This is a genomic window from Tepiditoga spiralis (assembly GCF_014701195.1).
Lineage (GTDB): Bacteria > Thermotogota > Thermotogae > Petrotogales > Petrotogaceae > Tepiditoga > Tepiditoga spiralis.
The window spans coordinates 276,812-293,900 of record NZ_AP018712.1 but is presented as its reverse complement, the minus strand read 5'-3'; the positions used below and the strand labels follow the sequence as shown (position 1 = coordinate 293,900).

General features: G+C 25.4%; 11 protein-coding genes. 4 read left to right on the top strand and 7 right to left on the bottom strand.

What is annotated here, in order from left to right; genetic code table 11:
- Positions 1–3 precede the first annotated feature (3 nt).
- The gene (gene secA, locus IGS63_RS01330) at positions 4–2,448 is read left to right on the top strand and encodes a preprotein translocase subunit SecA (protein ID WP_190615254.1); all 2,445 of its coding nucleotides are present in this window, start codon (positions 4–6) and stop codon (positions 2,446–2,448) included.
- Positions 2,449–2,481: 33 nt separating this feature from the next.
- Here the strand turns inward: secA and IGS63_RS01325 are convergent, their stop codons facing one another.
- Positions 2,482–4,620, bottom strand: coding sequence for a GGDEF domain-containing protein (locus IGS63_RS01325; protein WP_190615253.1), 2,139 nt, complete (start codon positions 4,618–4,620; stop codon positions 2,482–2,484).
- Positions 4,621–4,930: 310 nt separating this feature from the next.
- On the opposite strand from IGS63_RS01325, the gene proC reads away from it, so the two are divergent.
- From proC to proB, 3 genes are read left to right on the top strand one after another with little or no spacing between them, the layout of a single operon-like run.
- Positions 4,931–5,704, top strand: coding sequence for a pyrroline-5-carboxylate reductase (proC, locus tag IGS63_RS01320; RefSeq protein ID WP_190615252.1), 774 nt, complete (start codon positions 4,931–4,933; stop codon positions 5,702–5,704).
- Between the two features lie 12 nt (positions 5,705–5,716).
- Entirely contained in the window at positions 5,717–6,961 is a 1,245-nt protein-coding gene (locus IGS63_RS01315) for a glutamate-5-semialdehyde dehydrogenase (protein ID WP_190615251.1), read from the top strand.
- A gap of 1 nt (position 6,962) precedes the next feature.
- A complete protein-coding gene (gene proB / locus IGS63_RS01310; RefSeq protein ID WP_232521255.1) occupies positions 6,963–8,036 on the top strand; it encodes a glutamate 5-kinase in 1,074 nt (357 codons plus the stop codon).
- Between the two features lie 35 nt (positions 8,037–8,071).
- On the opposite strand, the gene lnt is transcribed toward proB, so the two are convergent.
- The 6 genes from lnt to IGS63_RS01280 all read right to left on the bottom strand — a co-directional run bounded on the left by lnt (position 8,072) and on the right by IGS63_RS01280 (position 17,009).
- Positions 8,072–9,544: an apolipoprotein N-acyltransferase gene (gene lnt, locus IGS63_RS01305; RefSeq protein WP_190615250.1), complete on the bottom strand. Its 1,473-nt coding sequence runs from the start codon at positions 9,542–9,544 to the stop codon at positions 8,072–8,074.
- A 10-nt stretch (positions 9,545–9,554) separates the two neighbouring features.
- Positions 9,555–12,416 carry an ABC transporter permease gene (locus tag IGS63_RS01300; RefSeq protein ID WP_190615249.1) on the bottom strand — a complete coding sequence of 954 codons (2,862 nt, stop codon included), beginning with the start codon at positions 12,414–12,416 and terminating at the stop codon, positions 9,555–9,557.
- 9 nt (positions 12,417–12,425) lie between these two features.
- Entirely contained in the window at positions 12,426–13,097 is a 672-nt protein-coding gene (locus tag IGS63_RS01295; protein WP_190615248.1) for an ABC transporter ATP-binding protein, read from the bottom strand.
- An 87-nt stretch (positions 13,098–13,184) separates the two neighbouring features.
- Complete coding sequence (locus tag IGS63_RS01290) at positions 13,185–14,750, bottom strand: Rqc2 family fibronectin-binding protein (RefSeq protein WP_190615247.1); 1,566 nt, start codon at positions 14,748–14,750, stop codon at positions 13,185–13,187.
- A 10-nt stretch (positions 14,751–14,760) separates the two neighbouring features.
- Complete coding sequence (locus tag IGS63_RS01285; RefSeq protein WP_190615246.1) at positions 14,761–15,930, bottom strand: vWA domain-containing protein; 1,170 nt, start codon at positions 15,928–15,930, stop codon at positions 14,761–14,763.
- Positions 15,927–17,009, bottom strand: coding sequence for an AAA family ATPase (locus IGS63_RS01280; protein ID WP_190615245.1), 1,083 nt, complete (start codon positions 17,007–17,009; stop codon positions 15,927–15,929). Before IGS63_RS01280 ends, IGS63_RS01285 begins: the two co-directional genes overlap by 4 nt.
- Positions 17,010–17,089 lie beyond the last annotated feature (80 nt).

The window sequence follows — 17,089 nt, the reverse complement described above, 5'->3', positions numbered from 1 at the left end:
AAGATGATATTTTTTGATAAAAATAAAAGAATTATAAAAAAGTACCAAAAGATAGCAAATAAAATAAATGATATTGAAAAGGAATTTGAAAAACTTTCAGACGAGCAATTAAAAAATAAAACTATCGAATTTAAAGAAAGACTAGATAAAGGTGAAACTCTCGATGATTTATTAGTTGAAGGTTTTGCAACAGTACGTGAAGCATCTAAAAGAGTATTGGGTATGAGACATTTTGATGTTCAATTAATAGGTGGAATTGCTTTACATGAAGGTAATGTAGCAGAAATGAAAACTGGTGAAGGTAAAACTTTAGTTGCAACTTTGCCAGTTTATTTGAATGCTCTTACTGGTGGAAATGTACATCTTGCAACACACAATGATTATCTTGCTCAAAGAGATGCGAAATGGATGGGGCCAGTTTATGAATTTCTTGGAATGAGTGTTGGATTTATATATTCTGGTATGGATAGCGAAGAAAGAAAAAATGCTTATAAGTGTAATATAACTTATGGTACTGCAAATGAATTTGGCTTTGATTATTTAAGAGATAATTTAGTTTATGAAATTGAAAACAAATCTCAAAGAGGTCATTATTTTGCCATAGTTGATGAAGCTGATTCTATTTTAATAGATGAAGCAAGGACTCCTTTGATTATTTCTGGACCATCTGATACTCCTTCACATTTGTATAAAAAGTTTTCAACAATGATTAATAAATTTGAACTTGAAAAAGATTATACAATGGAAGAAAAACATAAAACAGTTTCTCTAACAGAAGAAGGAATAGCAAAAGCTGAAAAATTAATAGGAGTAGAAAACTTATATGATCCAAAAAATATAAAGTATTTATACCATATAATGAATGCTTTGAAAGCAAAATTATTTTTTATAAGAGATAAAGATTATATAGTTCAAGATGGAGAAGTTGTAATTGTAGATGATTTTACTGGTAGACTTCTTCCAGGAAGAAGATATTCTGAAGGACTTCATCAATCAATAGAAGCTAAAGAAAATGTAAAAATAAAAGAAGAGTCCGTAACTTATGCAACTGTAACTTTTCAAAATTATTTTAGAATGTATGACAAACTTGCTGGAATGACTGGAACGGCAAAAACAGAAGAAGATGAATTTAGAACAATTTATAATTGTGAAGTTATAGTTATTCCAACCAATAAACCAGTTATAAGAAAGGATAAAAATGATTTAATTTATAAAACTAAAAAAGAGAAGTATGCAGAAGCTGTTAAAGTTATTGAAGAAAGGCATAAATTAGGTCAACCATTACTTGTGGGAACGGCATCCATTGAAAGTTCAGAATATTTAAGTTCTTTATTAAAAAAGAAGGGAATTACTCATGAAGTTTTAAATGCTAAACCTGAAAATCAAGTAAGAGAAGCAGAAATAGTTGCAAAAGCAGGTGAGTTAAATTCTGTTACCATAGCAACTAATATGGCAGGTAGAGGAACTGATATAAAACTTGGTGAAGGTGTAAAAGAAGTAGGTGGATTATTTGTTTTAGGAACTGAAAGACATGAAAGTAGAAGAATAGATAACCAACTTATTGGTAGATCTGGAAGACAAGGAGATCCAGGAGAATCAAGATTTTTCTTATCTTTTGAAGATGATATCTTGAGGCTTTTTGGTGGAGAAAAATTAAAAGGAATAATGAATACTTTAAAGATAGAAGAAGGAGTTCCAATAGAACACGGGCTTTTAACCAAAATAATAAGAGATTCTCAAAAGAAAATAGAAGGAATAAACTTTTCTATTAGAAAGAGACTTTATGAATTGGATTCAGCAATGGATAGTCAAAGAATTTCAATTTATGGTCATAGAGATTGGATATTAAAGCAAGGAAATTATGATGAACATTTGAAAGAAATATTTGAAGATGTTGTTGATAGATTAGTTGAAGCATCATGGAATGAAAGAGAAGAAAAAATTGATGTTAAATATTTAAAAACAAAATTAGAAGCATATATGATAGAGTTGAGAAAAGAATTTGAAACTGTTGAAGATGCAAAAAATGAAATACAAGATCTTCTTTGGGAAAAATACAATAGTAAAAAAGAAGAGTTTGGAGAAGAATTTACACAAATTTCAAAGTATATAATGTTGAGAATAATAGATGAAAGATGGAGAAATCATTTAGATTCAATAGAAGCATTGAAAGATGCTGTTGGACTTAGAGCTTATGGACAAAAGAATCCTGTTCTTGAATTTAAGAGAGAATCTTATCATATGTTTGAACACTTAGTTGACGAAATATATGATGATACAGTTGCTTACTTAATGAGAATTGTAAAAATAGATCCTCAAAAAGAAGCTGAAATGGCAAGAAAAGAAGCTTCAAAACTGAATTTTAATCATAGTGATGTATCAGTTTTAGGAAAAGAATCCGAAAATAAAAAAATAAAAAAACATAAAAGAATAAAGGTTAAAAAATAAAAAATAAAACACTTCCAAATTTTTGGGAGTGTTTTATTTTTTTGAATTTTTCATTTTATACATTTTTTTATCCGCTTCTTTCAAAGTTTCCAACCAATCTTTTTCATTTGTTATAACTGAAATTCCACAGGATATAGTTATTTTAAAATCAAAATTTAATTTAGATAATTTTGTTTGAATTAAATTCATTCTTTCTTTTGTTTGTTTGAAATCAAAATTATCAAATACTATTATAAATTCATCTCCACCAAATCTTGAAGCTAAATCAGAACTTCTAATATTATTTAAAATTACTTTAGCAATACTTTTTAATACTTCATCTCCAACTATGTGACCATACTTATCATTAATAAATTTAAAATTATCAACATCTATCATAACAACCGTTGAAGTTTGATTATTTCTTTTTAATTTTTCATAATGATTTAAGATCCATCCATTAAAAAAGTATCTTGTATAAAGGTTTGTTAAAGTATCAAATAGAGCCATTTTTTTATAATGTTCTTTTTCTTCATAAAATTTTTTTGACAAGGTTCGATAATTTACTGCAAAAGAAATTTGTTTTAGAAGTATGTTTAAAAGGTGTAAATCTTCTTCAGAATATTTATCGATTCCTATCTTTCCAAATATAACTATACCTCTTGTATTTTTTAATTCTATTGGACAAATATATAGTGTAGAAGGTTTTCCAACAAGAGATTTATCAGCTACTTTTATAGAATAATCATCTTCATGCCATTCTAAATTATTTGGTATATAGAGTTTAGTATTTTTGTTTAAAACAAACCAAGACACTGTTTTTTCTTCTCTGATTAACTTTATTTTATTTATTCTGCCATCAGGCATTCCAATATTTAAATTTAATTTTTGATCATCTAATATTCCAAGTCCAAAAAAATCTGCTATATTTTTTTTTAATATACTTTTGAATAAATTTTCAATAAAGATTTCATAATCATAATTTTCAGAGTTCATTAAATCAAAAACTTTTTCTAATATATCTATATCTACTTTATTCATTATTTTTTTTTCAGTTTTTACAAGTTCATTTAAGTTTTCAAAAAGAGTGAAAGAAAGATCTTTGTTTTTTGAATATAGATGTATTGTTATTATTTTATAGTAAATACCATTAATTTTTTGAAATAATTCATTATTTTTATTTGAAGTGTTAAATAATTTTTCTTTAAATTCTTCATTTAAATTTAATTTTTTGAGTAAAGTGTCTAAAGAATCTAATTTTTCTTTTGAAATATTATAAAATAATTTATTTTGATAATATATATTTTTTTTGTCATGCAACAAGATTCCCAATGGAATTTGATCAATTATAGTTTTTAACTTTAAAAATTCTCTTGTATTTTTTAATTTATAAAAATGGAAAATTATTAATAAAAATACTGCTATAAAAAATATGAATATAAAGATTAAATATGTTGGTATTTTATTGCTTTTCACAAAAATATTTCTATACTTTTGTAAAGTAATATAATACATTGAAGTTTTATCTTTTTTTAATTTTTTAATTGTTTTATCAAATAAAGATAAAAAGTTTTTATGTTCGTCTTTTTTTGATGAAGCAATAGTTAAATTTACTGGAAACATTAAAATTGGAGATATGTTAAGAAAATTGTTTTTTTTATATATACTTTGTGGAATTAATCCAACATCTATTTTCTTATCTTTTAAAGCTTTTAAAAGATTATCAAAAATAGTAAATTCTATAAATTCCATTTTTATATTGAATGAGTCTTTTATATTTTTTAAACCTTTATTTCCAATATAACAAACATCGTTTTTTAAAACTCCTATTTTTTTATTATTTAAATCTGATATTTTAAAAATATTTTTATATGAAATTAATTCAGACCATTCATTTGTTATATATTGTTCTGGATAGTTTAAAAACTCTTTTCTTTCATTTAGGATAGAAACTGAAGTAATTATATCTATTTCATTATTTTTTATTTTTTTTAATAAATTAGGAAATGTATCGTAAATCCAATTTATCTTTATATTATTTCCTTTTCCAATATAATCTATTATTTCAACAAAAATACCAGAAGGTTTGCCATTGTCATTAAAACACAATGGATAATTTTCATAATATCCAATTTTTATAGAAAATGAAATTATAGAAAAAAATAATATAAGTATTGTTAAAAATTTTTTCATAAACAATCCCCCAATACTTTTACTATTAATATTATACATTTTTTTTTAAAAAATAACAAATTTTTGAATCTTTAGTTTCTTTATCGTTGACAAAGATGAGAGTATGTGATAAAATTAAGAAAATTGTTGAGGAAGTGAGATTATGAATTTATTTATAAAAAAATTGATTATAAAAAAAATGAATAATCCGAAAAGCATGTGGTATTTTATTTGATACCATAAGTTTTTTGTATTTAAACTTATGAAACAGTAAAAGACCACATTATTTTATAAATAATGTGGATTTTTTTTATATAAATGGAGGTGTGAGATGAATATAGGAATAATTGGTGTTGGAACAATAGGTGGAATGTTATTAGAAAAATTAAGGGCAGATTCTTTTTATGTTGTAAATAGAACTAAGGAAAAGTTAGAAAAATATAAAGGAATGAATAATTTAAATATTTGTGATACTGTTAAAGAAGTTTATAATAAATCAGATATCATTTTTTTAGCAGTAAAACCACAAAATATAGATGAAGTGTTGTATGAAATAAGAAAAACACAAATTTTTAATAAAATAATTATTAGTACAGTGGCAGGAAAAGATTTAAAAGAAATTCAAGAAAAAACAGGAAAAGATGGAATAATAAGAATAATGCCTACAATACTTTCTAAAACAGGAAATGGAGTTACTTCAGTAACCTTTAATGATACGATAAATAATAAGTTAAAAGAAAAAATAATAAACTTATTATCTTCACTTGGGAAAATTGTAGAAATAACAGAAGCAAATTTAAATGCTTTTACTATTTTAAGTAGTAGCAGTCCAGCGTTTATCTCTTTAATCGTTGAGAGTTTTATTGATGGTGCTGTAAATATAGGTATAAAGCCAAAAGTAGCAAAAGAAATATTTTTTGAAACGCTAAAAGGAACAATTAAACTTTTAGAAGAAGAAAAAATAGAATTTTCAGCATTAAGACAAATGGTTTCGTCTCCTGGTGGGGTTACGATACAAGGACTTTATTCTATGGAAAAAAGAGGAATAAAAGGAACAATTATGGAAGGTATTTATGAATCGTATCAAAAGATGAATAATATGTAAGGAGTGATTCTTATGGAAGAACTTTTAGAAAAAGTTGAGAAACTAAAAAAAGCTTTTGAAATATTAAAGTTAAAAAACGCAAATGAAAAAAATGAAGCAATTTTAAGAATAGCTGAAGCTTTGAAAAAAAACGAAAAATATATTTTAAAAGAAAATGATAAAGATGTTCAAATAGCTATAAAAAAAGGAATTAAGTCTTCTTTGATTGATAGGTTAAAATTAAATTCTAAAAGAATAAATGGAATGATTAAAGCATGTAAAGAAATAATTGAGTTAAAAGATCCTATAGGAGAAATTTATGATTCTTTTTTAAGAAAAGATGGAATTAGAATAAGTAAGGTGCGAATACCAATAGGATTAATAGGTATTATTTATGAATCAAGACCAAATGTTACACTTGAGGCAAGTATTTTAGCTATTAAATCGGGAAATACACTATTATTAAGAGGCGGATCTGATGCTATAAATTCAAATTTAGCAATAGTTAAAGCTATAAAAGAAGGTTTGAAAAATTCTTTAATTCCTACAGATAGTGTGCAAATAATTGAAGATACTAATAGAAGCATAGTAAATGAAATGTTGACATTGAATAAGTATATAGATTTAATAATACCAAGAGGAGGAAAAGATTTAATAGATTTTGTAATTGAAACTTCAAAAATTCCTGTTTTAGAAACTGGTACGGGAATATGTCATATTTTTGTTGATGAAAGTGCTAATATAGAAAAATCTATAGAAATTATTGATAATGCTAAAACACAACGTCCTGGAACGTGTAATACAGTTGAAACTGTTTTAATACATAAAAATATTGCAAAAAAAATATTACCAAAATTAAAAGATAAACTTTTAGAAAAAAATGTACTAATTAGAGGATGTAATGAAGTAAAAAAAATTATTGAAGTTGAAAGTGCAACAGATAAAGATTGGACTACTGAATATCTTGATTTAATTATTTCTATAAAAGTTGTAGAAAATATTAATGAAGCAATCTCACATATAAAAAAATATTCAACTTCTCATTCTGAATCGATATTAACAGAAAACTATTTAAATGGAATGAAATTTGTAAATGAAATAGATTCTGCTGCCGTATACATTAACGCTTCTACAAGATTTACAGATGGTGGAGAATTTGAAATGGGAGCAGAAATGGGTATAAGTACACAAAAATTACATGCGAGAGGACCTGTTGGATTAAAGGAATTAACAACGTACAAGTATATAATATTTGGTAATTATGATTCGAGGAGATAGTATGAAAAAAACAAATATAAAAAGAATAGTTATAAAAGTTGGAAGTAACCTTTTAATAAAAGATGGCGAAATAAATAAAACTTATATAATAGAATTGAGTAGAAAAATTTCAAATTTATATAAAAGAGGAATAAAGGTAATCTTAATATCGTCTGGAGCAAATGCAGCTGGATTGAATTATTTAAATCTTTCGAGAGCAAAAACACTTTTACAAAAACAAGCTATTTGTTCAATAGGTCAAGTTCAAATGATGAAAATATATGAAAATGCCTTTAATTTTTTTGGTCAAAAAATATCTCAAATTCTTTTAACAAAAGATGATTTTACTAATAGAAAAAGATTTTTAAATTTAAAAAACACTTTAATAGGTTTAAATCAATTAAATATATTACCTATAATAAATGAAAATGATAGTATTTCAACAGAAGAGATAATGTTTGGTGATAATGATATGTTGTCTGCAATGTTTTCAATTGGGTGGAATGCAGATGGTTTAATGTTAATGACCTCTGTTGATGGAGTTTATAATGATGAAAAAAAAATAATGAAAGAGTTTAAAGATGAAAGTTCTATTTTATCTATGAAAAAAACTTCTTATGGTAGTGGAGGTATAAATTCAAAGATTGATTCAGCAAAATTATCTTCTAATTCTGGTATAAAAACATGTATATGCAATGGCAAAAAACTTGAGAATATTGATTATTTTATAAATAATGAAAGTTGTGGAACTATGTTTTTTCCTAAGAAAAAAATTAAAAATAGAAAAGCCTGGATAATTTTTTTATCTAAAAGCAAAGGAAGGGTATTTATAAATAGTGGAGCTAAAGAAGCTTTGGAAGAAAATAAAAGTTTGTTATCAATAGGAGTAATTAAAGTTTATGGGAGTTTTGAAAAAGGTGATGTTGTAGATATTTATGATGAAAATGAAGATAAAATTGGAAAAGGAATTATAAATTATTCATATATTGAAACAGTAAAAATTATTGGTAAAAAGAGTTCTGAATTTGAAAAAATACTTGGTTATTATTCTTATGATGAATTAATTCATAGAGATAATATTGGCATAGTAAAATAAAGGTCAGTTCATTGAACTGACCTTTATTATTGAATCTATACTATTGATAATATTAAAGCTCCTATGAATAGCAATGCTTTAAATACACCACTTATATTAGAATAGATACTTGTTTTTTTATTTAAATTTACTGAAACTGTATCTATAACTTCTTTGTGCTCAGAATAAACTTTTTTAATTCTTCCATACTTATCTACCATTGCAGTTATTCCTGTATTGGATACTTGTAAAAAATCTCTTCTTGTTTCAACAGCTCTAAAAATACTTTGGGTAAAATGTTGAATTAAAGCTGTTTGAGTATTAAACCATCCATCATTTGTTATTGCAGTTAAAAATTCAGCACCTTTTTTTGTTTCTTGTATAGATACCTCTGGAAAATAAGTTTCAAAACATATTTGTACACCAAATTTAGTATTATTTACATTGAATGTTTTAAATTCACTACCAGGTGTATAAAATACAAATAATTTAAATATTTTGAATTTGTTAAATATAGCTTCATAAGGCAAAAATTCAGCAAAAGGAGTTAATTTTATTTTGTCATATGTTTCTTTAATTTGTCCTTCTTTATCGTAAAGCCAAGCTGTGTTATAATAATCTGTTTCAGTTTTTTTTGGATATCCCATTAAAACGGGTTTTTTTATAGTTTTAATATTTATTTTTAGTGCTTCTGATACATTAGTGTCTTGTATATCTTCCATAAAAGTTGATTCAGGTAAAATTATTAAAGAACTTTTTTCATCTTTGGCTCTTTGAAGTAAATCAGAAAAAAGAGTATAGCTTTTCCAAGTGTTAGCATTATACTTTATCTCCTGAGGAACGTTTGTTTGTATTGCTGTTATTTTAAAAGTTTTGCTATTTTCTGTTATAGGTATAAATCTTTCAATAGAAAAATTGATTGCATATATTGCAGAAAAAATTAATATTCCTTTTATTATTTTATCTCTGGAATCATCAAATGCTATAGCTGAATTTACTAATATTATTATAAAGGTTAATCCCAAATAACCAAAAATAGAAGCTATTTGAAGTAATCCAATATGATTATATAAAGCATAGCCTAAAGAACCTCCAGTAACGGCAAGGTCTCCCATTTCTCTTAATGCTTCTGCTGCAGTATATGAAAAGGCATAAAAAAACATTAAAGAAATATAATTAACTTTTCTATACTTTCTATGATATAGTTCAGATAATATCCATATCAATAAATATGGTAAAGATAATAAAAATATTTCTCCAATAAAGCCTAAAAATCCAAATATTGGTGGATAGTGGTTTAAAACTTCTGGTATGTTTTTTGTTAAAACAGGCATTTGCCACCATAGTGTAGTAGCTAAAAGTGAATTTGAATATATTATTGTGTGCAAAAGTCTTTGATATGTTTTGGTTGATTCTGACATGTTTTTTAAATAAAAAACTACAGAACCCCAAATAAAAAACGAAAACAGATTTCCAGGCATTGCTAAACCAGTTAAAATACCTGAAATTAATGTTAAAAGATAAGCCATATTAACCCCCTTAATCCATAACTTTCATTGATTCTGCTGGTGAAATTTTTGAAGCCTTTCTTGCTGGGAAAAACGTGAATATTATTGAAATTATATAAAATATTAATCCCATTAAAAGCAATGATTTCATAGGTAATTTAAATGATAAGTTAGAAAAAAATACTTTATATATTTGATAGCTTGTTATTATTCCAGATACTATACCAATGATAATACCAGTCAATATAACAAAAGTTGATTCTATAAAAAAAACACCAAAAATCATATTATTGGTATATCCAATAGCTTTCATCATTCCTATTATTCTTTTCCTTTCTTCTACAGATTTTATAGTTGTTATAGATATTGAAAGTATACCAACAATTAAACCAAAATACAAGAATGAATTAATTATTTTTACAATTCCACTTGTTACCTTTAATCCAATGTCTATTATATCATCTACAAATATAAAAAATTGATTTTTTTGTTTAAGATATTTTGTTAAATCTTTTTTAGCATTTTTGTTGTTTGAAAGTGCAAAATAATATCCATGTATTCCATCATTTTTAAAGTTTTGAATGTTTAAATTTTTAACACTTAGTAAAGGACCTATGGCAAGTGTATCGCTTACATTTGAAATTATGGCAGCAATCTTAAAAGACACAGCTCCTTTTCCAGTACTTTGTGATTCTGGTTTTGATCCTGGAATAAAGGTTATTTTATTTAAATTGAAAGAGTAAGTTTTTCCAAGTTCTAACTTAATATCGTTCATTCCATCGATATAATTTTGAGGAACTATTGCAAATCCAGTATTGTTATAAATAAAGTTCCAAATTTCTCTGTCTGTTTTGTTTGATAATTCTGGTATTTTATCTTTTATTTTTAATTTATTGAATGAAAAAAATTCGTTTGAACCAAATATTAGAGGTATTTCAATATTGTTTTTTCCTGCTGTTAGCATATAAAATTCTCCAGCTGTTTTAATACTGTCTAAAGAATTTAATTCTTTAGAATTAAGTTTAATTGGTATAAATCCACCAGGCATTTCTACTACAACACCATCAAATCCAGCAAATAAAGAATCTTTTTCTAAAGCTAATTTTTGAGTTTGTAAGTAAGGTAAAATTGTTACTACTACTATTACAAAGATTACTATACCATACAATGAAACAATTAATCCAGTTTTCTTTTTTTCTCTCATAGGATAGGTTAAAGCGATTTTTAATATTGGAATCATTTTTTTAATTTTTATGCTTAAAAATATTTTCTCAAAAATAATAAAATTATTTATTGTAAGTAAAATAATAGATATTAAAATCAATATACTTTTACTGCTGAGCATAAGTATTTCATCACTTTTGAATAAAAATGGTAATAATAAAGTTATTAAAGGAGTTATACTTTTAAGCAAGTTGTTTTTCTTTTTTAATATATATGGAAATAATAAAATTAAAAATGAAATAGATGTGTAGCGTACATAATTAATGTTTATAAATAAAAAAGCAATAGACAGTATAAAAAACAAAATATAATTAAATAGAGAGTTTTTTTCTCTAATATTTTTAATATTTTTTATAGCTTCTACTACATTTAATTTGCTTATTATTAGTGTATAAAAGTAAGTTATAGATATTGGAATTATAATTCCAAGAAGTACCCCAATATAAATTGAGTTTAAAGTTATATGATATGAATTAAATGTTGGTATAGATTGTACGATATTTGAAGACGCTATTGAAGAACTAACTTCTGCAATATTACTAAAGGTAAACTTAGACAAAAAAATACCAGTAAATATTCCTATTGGAACAGAAAATAATGTATATAAGATACTTTCATAAAAAATAATATTTCTTATTCCAGTTTTTTGTACACCAATAGCTCTTAAAATACCTAATTCTCTTTTTCTTTCATCTACCATCATAGAGTACATATTTATAATTAAAATACCACCAGAAATTATTGCAAAACCACTAAAAAATATAAATATAGCAGCAATTTCTCCACCAGATAATTTTTGTATTTGATTGTCTTTTGAATAAGTTATAGAAGGTAAATTTTTATATTTATTGTATATTTTTTTAATTTCTTTAGTATGAGAATTCCCTTCAATTATTCCACCAGTGTTGGATATCAAAAAATCTGTGTAAGTACCTGTTGGGAATTTTTTACCTTGTCTTGCAGAATTTAAAGTTAAAAAAACAGAACCATTAACTCCTTCAGCGTGACGTCCTCTATAATTTAATATTCCTTTTAAATCTACAATTTTTTTAACTTTATAAGTTTTTGGAAATAGAAAGGATAATGTATCTTTACCTTGAATAACTTCAATTGAATCCCCTACTTTTATATTTAATGTTTTTGATAGATCTTTTGTTATTATTGCTTCATTATCCTTTAAATCTAAAAATTCATCTGGAATATTAATTTTAGTACTACCGAAATTTTTTAATTTTGAATAGTCCATTCCAACAAATCCCACTTGTTTTATTTCAGAAAGTTTTAATGACTTTAAATTTCCTTTTTTTGAAATAGGATAAGTTGTTTGATATATTGGTATAACTCCATCAATTAATTTTTTTTCTTTTAATTCTTCAAGAAAGGGTTTAATACTTTTTTCTTTTATACCAGTTCCAGAAAAGAGTACTTCATCTACTTCTCCAAAATATTTTTCTATATTTTCATAAACATAATTATTAAAAGAATCATTTATACCAAGAGCCCCTATTATAAAAGCCATACCAATCATAGACCCTAATACCATTAAAAAAGCTTCTGTCTTTTTTCTGAAGATATTTCTAAAAGCCATTTTCATTATAATATTTTTTCTATTTAATATAAAGAATATGAATATTAAAATTGTAGCTATTATGATTAAGTAGTTGATCATGAATTTCACCTACCTTTCAGATATAATTTTTCCACTATCCATTTCAAAAATTTTACTTGAATACTCTGTTATTCTTATATCATGAGTTACTATTACAAAGGTTTGTGCATTTTCTTTATTTAATTTAACTATTAAATTCATTATTTCCATACTTGTTTTTGTATCAAGTGCTCCAGTTGGTTCATCAGCCCAAACTATTTTTGGAGTAGTTACTAAGGCACGAGCAATTGCAACTCTTTGTGATTCTCCACCACTTAACATGGAAGGAAAACTTTTGCTTCTTTTAGAAAGTCCAACTTGTTGCAACATTTCTAAAGCTTTTTTTCTTGATGTTTTTTCATTTTCTCCATTTATTAATAAAGGTAATTCAACGTTTTCAACAGAATTTAATACTGGTATTAAATTATAAGATTGAAAGATGAACCCCATGTTTTTTGATCTAAATGAAGTAAGTTCATTATCTTTTAATTCAGTTATTTCAATACCTGCAACTTTAATTTTCCCTTCTGTTGGTCTATCTATTCCAGATAAGCAATTTAATAATGTTGATTTTCCAGAACCTGATGGTCCAAGTATGGAAACTATTTTTCCTTCTTCAATTTTTAGATTTATACCATTTAAAGCGTCAACTTCTAAGTCGCCAGTATTATATATTTTTTTTAAGTTTTCTGTTACTATCATAAAATTCACCTCCTATTTATTAAATTATACAACTTTTTATGCGTTTTTTTGGAAAAAATAGTAGATTATTGGAAATAATCTACTATTTTAAATATTTTTTATTAATTTTAAAATGGGGTTGGTTATTATAGTTTTGTAGTTTTTATATAAAACCATACCAGGTTTTGCACCACCTGGTTTCCAAACGTTTTTTCTTTGAGTGTAATCTACAGCAACATTTGAAGACAACTTTGCTCTTGAAAAAGTTGCAGCTAATGAAGCAGCGTATTCAATTACTTTAAGTGGAACTTCTTTTCCAGCTGATTTTATTATTGTGTGGGATCCAGGTATTCCTTGAGTGTGTAGCCATATGTCTTCTTTATATGCGTTTTTAGTTAGTTCATCATTTTGCTTGTTGTTTTTTCCTACATATATTTCAAAATTCATGTATTCAAAATGTCTATATGAATTCTTTACTTTTTTTATTTTTCTCTTTTTCTTAGATTTTATCAGTCCAACTAAAAACATCTCTTCGTGAATTTCTTCAAGAGTTTCAATGTCTTCACTTGAATCTATAGTTTCCCAAAGTTGATACAGGTATTCGAGTTCTTTTATAAATTTCTTAATTCTATTTTTTGAAAACTCTACCATTGTTTTTGTTTTTTTGATTTTTTTAAAGTATTTTTCTAAGTTAGTAGTTGGATTTTTTAATGGATTTAATTCTATTTTTACTTTTTTACCACTTTCCCAATCCGTTACTTCTATGAATTTATCTCCCCTTTTTGCAGTATATAAGTATGATTGAAGTAATTCACCTTTTTTTATCATTTCTGGAAGTTTTTCTTCTTTAGATATATCTTTTAAAAGATTATTCTTTGTACGCTCATTTTTTTCTATATTTTTAATTACTATTTTTTCAAGTTTTTTCTTTGTTTCAATAATTTTAGATTTTTTAGTTCTTTCTTCAAAGAGCTTTAAAATACCTTCTGAAGGGCTTAATTCTTCATATATATAATTTTCAGGAGTTATGGAAGAAACATCTGGTTTTTCTAAATCTTTAAAATAGTATACAGTATTATTTTTAATCTGATTACGAGCTTTTTCTATACCTATTTTTCTCAATATTTCTTCAGATTTTTTAGAAAACCCCATGAATGGAAAATCAAGTAAGTTAATATCATCAAATATCAATGCTTTTGAATCATCGTAATAAGGTATGTACTTAGCTCCAGGTAAAATACTTCTCATAGAATCGGTTGATTTTTTTAAAGCATCAATAATTTTATTTTCATCATTTACCAAGATTAAGTTTGATTTACCCATTAATTCAAAGTATAATTTAAAAATTTTTAAATCTCCAAGCTCATTGCGGTTTTTTATTTCAATGTATCCAATTCTATCCAAACCCATTTGTTTTACATTAACAATCTTTCCACCTTTTATTTTTTTTCTTAAAAGTAAAGAAAAGTTTTGAGGAGAATCAGGAACATCAGGTTTTTCATTTAATAATACTATATAGGCTGGATTTCTGAGTGAAAAAAGTATATTTTTTTTATTTAGCTTTATTAATAATTGATGATTAACTGGTTGATAAATGTTTTTAATAGTCATTCCAGTAGTTTCAGTGTTTATTTCATTTATTAATTTATGTATTACAAGTCCATCTATTGGCATAAACTACACCTCACAAAGTTACTATTTTTTTATTTCCATATATGTCTATAACTTGAGAAAAAAATTCTGGATTGTGCTTTTTTGAGAGAACAAAAAAACATCGCCTATTTATATTTGGAACTTCAACCCATCCATCAGTAAATACAATAATTCCTTCAGGTCTTAAGTTTTCTTCAACGTAGTCAACGGCAGGTTGCAAATCTGTTGATCCTTTTCCTTTTAAAACCGTATCTCTCCATTTTCCTTTTGAATATTGAAGTACTGATTGAACATTTTCATCAGCTTGAATTAAACTTATTTTTCCACCAGATACTCTTGCTATATCTTCTATTTCACTGAAAAAATCATTGAATTCTTCTTCAATTATAGAACCACTTGTATCTACTATTACAGCAATTTTAGGACCTCTTTCTGTTCTCCAACCAGGTTGATCATCGTATCTTCTATTTGGTCTCATTTGCGTTCTATATTTATCTACAATTACTGAACTACCAAAAAATCTTCTTATTAGTGTTTTCCAATCAAATTTATTTTTTTTAGCCATTATTGAAATTGCAAGTTCAATTCCATTTGGTTCATTACCAGCAGATTTGTCATAGGCTTGAGTTACAACTTCGCTTATTATATCAAAGGTTATTTCTTCTGGTAATTCACTTTCAAATTCATGTGAGTCAGGAGAGGAATCATTTACTTCTTCCATATCTATGAAGTTGCTTTTTTCTATTATATCCATAGCATATGTGAAGTATTCTTCTGCTGTTTTATTCAACATATTAATTGGTGCTGTTACAAACAAAGTTTCGTTGTCTGTTCCATGACCCTCTAACAAAAAAACATCTAATGGTTCTGAAAGAGAGTCTAATTCTTTTATGTATTGATTTATGGAAGCATCCATTGCAAGTCCCCAAATACCTTTTTCCCTTTTTTTAGGTTTTATAAAGATGTGACCAAATATTATATGATAAATTTCATGTTTTATTAAAGCTTTTGTGAAACGTATTCCATACGACTTTAATCTTCTTGGATTGTATAAAAGTCTAAAGTTACCAGAAGAAGTTATAGATAACTTTGTTGTTCTTATATTTTCAGTTGGAATATTTTCAAAGTGCATTCTAATGTATGAAAAAAATACACTTTCCTTTGCAAGTTCTATCCATGCCTTTTCAACTATATCTTTCATAGTTCCTCCAACCATTTTTCTTCACTTAAAGAAATTGATAATTCTTCAAGTAATTTATCATAAAATGCTTTTTTTACTCCAGTGCTTTTTTCAATTAAATTATCTAAGTTTCTTAAAACTGAAAATATGGAATCTTTTGGAATATATTTTGATATTGATTTTATATTTTTTGCAATTATTTTATGTTCTGAATTATCTATTATTTGTATCATTTCATTTTCTTCTAATTTTTCTATATAATTATTTATCCTTAAGATTAAACTAACTTTTTCTTCTGTATTTAAATCATTTAATCTTTCAAAGAACTTTCCTTCAATTAATAGTTCTTGTGCAGTTGGTAGAGTCTTTTTATTATTTAAATGATTAAAAAAAGCATTTGTTGCATCTGCACCGAGTATAGATGCTCCAAGGGAATAACCATACTTTTTAATATCATTTTCAGAAAGATTTTTTAATACATTAGAGAATTTAAACCAACTTCTTGGACTTGGTCTTAAGTCTAATTTCATTGATACTATATGATCTGGAGTCATATATTCTGGATAATTATTTATGAAATCAATTACTTCATCTTTAACTTTTTCTTCTTTTGCCCACTTTGTCCAATCATTTACATTTGCATTTAAGGTCAAGTGAAAAAATCTTGACATGAATGCAGGATCTGTTATCAAATCTACTTGATCATACTCTTCATCTGGTGGGTTTGCAGCTGCCATTATCCAAGTATCTTTTGGTAAAACATGATTATGAATTCTTCTATCAACTAAAAGTTGCATTATTGCATTTCTTATAGAACGATGTGCTCTGTTTATTTCGTCTATCATTATTATTGTATTTGGATTTTCAGGCCACCAATCAGGTTTTAAAAATATTGTTTTATTAGTGCTTTTTGAAGGCATACCTATTAAATCTCCTGGCTCCATTTGAGAAATTACTAAAATTATTAAATCTCTCCCTGTTTCTTTGGCTATTTCTTTAGCTATATCTGTTTTTCCAACTCCAAAATGTCCCCATAAAAGTGGTATTTCATTTGATTCCATTATTTTTTTTGATAAATACTTTATTTCTGATGGTATCATAAAGTCGCCTCCTTGAATTTTTTTCTTAATTTTCTTTATAAAAAATTATACTCTAAGAATAATTAAAAATCAAATACAGA

What these genes read in the sequence shown, in the direction of transcription:
- IGS63_RS01315 (WP_190615251.1), top strand. Translation starts at nt 5,717, where the DNA reads ATGGAAGAACTTTTAGAAAAAGTTGAGAAACTAAAAAAAGCTTTTGAA.
- proC (WP_190615252.1), top strand. Translation starts at nt 4,931, where the DNA reads ATGAATATAGGAATAATTGGTGTTGGAACAATAGGTGGAATGTTATTA.
- secA (WP_190615254.1), top strand. Translation starts at nt 4, where the DNA reads ATGATATTTTTTGATAAAAATAAAAGAATTATAAAAAAGTACCAAAAG.
- proB (WP_232521255.1), top strand. Translation starts at nt 6,963, where the DNA reads ATGAAAAAAACAAATATAAAAAGAATAGTTATAAAAGTTGGAAGTAAC.
- IGS63_RS01295 (WP_190615248.1), bottom strand. Translation starts at nt 13,097, where the DNA reads ATGATAGTAACAGAAAACTTAAAAAAAATATATAATACTGGCGACTTA.
- lnt (WP_190615250.1), bottom strand. Translation starts at nt 9,544, where the DNA reads ATGGCTTATCTTTTAACATTAATTTCAGGTATTTTAACTGGTTTAGCA.
- IGS63_RS01290 (WP_190615247.1), bottom strand. Translation starts at nt 14,750, where the DNA reads ATGCCAATAGATGGACTTGTAATACATAAATTAATAAATGAAATAAAC.
- IGS63_RS01300 (WP_190615249.1), bottom strand. Translation starts at nt 12,416, where the DNA reads ATGATCAACTACTTAATCATAATAGCTACAATTTTAATATTCATATTC.
- IGS63_RS01285 (WP_190615246.1), bottom strand. Translation starts at nt 15,930, where the DNA reads ATGAAAGATATAGTTGAAAAGGCATGGATAGAACTTGCAAAGGAAAGT.
- IGS63_RS01280 (WP_190615245.1), bottom strand. Translation starts at nt 17,009, where the DNA reads ATGATACCATCAGAAATAAAGTATTTATCAAAAAAAATAATGGAATCA.
- IGS63_RS01325 (WP_190615253.1), bottom strand. Translation starts at nt 4,620, where the DNA reads ATGAAAAAATTTTTAACAATACTTATATTATTTTTTTCTATAATTTCA.